The following is a 1,895-nucleotide window of genomic DNA, read 5'->3' as shown; positions in this document are numbered from 1 at the left end:
TACTCAGTATAGTAAATGTACTGAGTACAATGAGACCATGTCAATCCCACCCGATCGACGCTCCCGCAAGCGACTCGCCACGCGACAGGAGATCTCCAACGCCGCCACGCGCCTGTTCCTCGAACGGGGCTTCGATCGCGTGACGGTGGACGAGATCGCCGCCGCCGCCGACGTCGGCCGGATGACGGTCTTCAATCACTTTCCGCGCAAGGAGGACATGTTCTTCGACCGCGACGAGGAGATCCGCGAGGCCCTGCGCGACGCCTTGCGGCAGCGCGACCCCGGCATCGCGCCGATCGAGGCCTTGCGCCTGCTCGCGCATCGGCTGGTCGAGGCACGCAGCCCCTACCTCGAGTTCTCCGCTGCCAGCCAGGGCTTCATCGAGACGATCGAGGGCAGCGAAACGCTGAAGGCACGGGCGAGGGCGTTGCGCGACGAGATCGCAGAGGTCGTGCGGGTGGCGTTGATCGAATGCGCAGGCTGTGAGCCCGACGATCCGGATGCCCACCTGGCGGCCGACCTGCTGCTCGCGACCTGGACCGTGGCCCTCATCCAGGCCCACCGCAGCTTTCGGCAGCACGGCGATGCGATGGAAGCGAAGGCCGCCTTCCTCGCGATCGTCGACAAGGGCAGCCTCGGTCTCCGGGCCGCGATGGCCGGCACGCCTTGCGCGTGAGCCGTCTCTTCACATCGACCCTTGCGCCCGTGCGCGCCAGAAATCGGCATCGAACAACTGCCTCGCGCCGGTCCGCTCGTTGACCATCCAGAACTGCCGCCCGTCGGCACTGAGCCCGCCGACCTCGCCGGTGTGGCGCCCCGCGACGACGCGCCGCCCGAGCGCATTGGCCGGGAAGCCCGGCTGCCGCGCCAGCTCGATCAACGGCACCGCCGCGCGCGCATCGCCGGCCAGCCGCATCCGCTGCACGATCGGCGCAAGCAGCGGGTTGGCGGCATCGGCCGGCGACAGGTAGACCAGCACCTTGGCCTGCGCGCGGCTGAGCGCCACATTGACGAGACGCTGCGCCTCCTCGGTCTGCAGGAAGGGCTGGGCACCATCGGCCGGGTCGAACAGCACCACCGGTGCCTCGCTGCCCTGCGCGCGGTGCACGGTGCTGACCTTCACCGCCTCGGGCACGCCGCGCGCGCGCAGCCGCTGGCGGATCAGCGCGCGCTGCGCGCGGAACGGCGTCAGCACGATCAGTTCGTGCGGCTGCCACGCACCGCTCGCCAGCGCGCCGGCCACCGCCTCGGCGATCGCGTCGGCCGATTCGCGCCGGATCGGCCCGCGCTCCGCGGCTGACCAGGCGCCATCGGTCTTCAGACGGTGCACGTGCACATGCGTGTCGGCATCGATCGCACCCAGCGCCCGCCGGCGCGCCGCCAGCCAGCCGGGCGCGGCCTGCGTGTCGGCCGCCACGCGCAGCGACCCGTCGTAGAAGAGATCGCTGACCAGTTCGCTGATCGGCCCGGMCATGCGCGACTGCTCGTCGAGCAGCACCACCGACGGGCCCGCGCGCGGCATCTCGGCAAAGGCCGAGCGGCCCAGCCAGCGCCGCGCGCCGCGGTCGGTGCTGCGCAGCACCGGCGACAGCTGCTGCGGATCGCCGGCGAACAGCCGCGCGCGGCCCAGCGGCATCAGCGCCAGCGCGTGCGCCAGGCTCACCTGGCTGGCCTCGTCGAACACCAGCAGGTCGAACGGCGGTGCGTCGTCGGGCGCCAGCTCGCGCAGCGTCTTCAGCGTGAACGCGGCGCGCGTGGTCGTCATCGTCGCGAGCCGGCAGCGCTGCAGCACCTGCAGCGAGGCCCGGCGCAGCTCGTCGCGCAGCGCGGCCACGCGGTCGGCCCAGGCCTTCAGCGCAGCACCATCGCGCGATGACGGGCGGGCAGCCTCGGCG

The 1,895-nt window shown here is 71.9% G+C and carries 2 protein-coding genes; one reads left to right on the top strand and one right to left on the bottom strand.

The features are described 5' to 3' along the window. Positions 1-37 precede the first annotated feature (37 nt). Positions 38-676, top strand: coding sequence for a TetR/AcrR family transcriptional regulator (locus AC1D15_RS29790; RefSeq protein ID WP_477828863.1), 639 nt, complete (start codon positions 38-40; stop codon positions 674-676). Between the two features lie 9 nt (positions 677-685). Here AC1D15_RS29790 and AC1D15_RS29785 read toward each other — a convergent pair. Further along, a partial coding sequence (locus AC1D15_RS29785; RefSeq protein ID WP_477828862.1) for a DEAD/DEAH box helicase occupies positions 686-1,895 on the bottom strand: 1,210 nt, incomplete at its 5' end.

Source organism: Rhizobacter sp. P2_H2, assembly GCF_056403375.1.
This window is presented reverse-complemented; position numbering and strand designations above follow the sequence as displayed.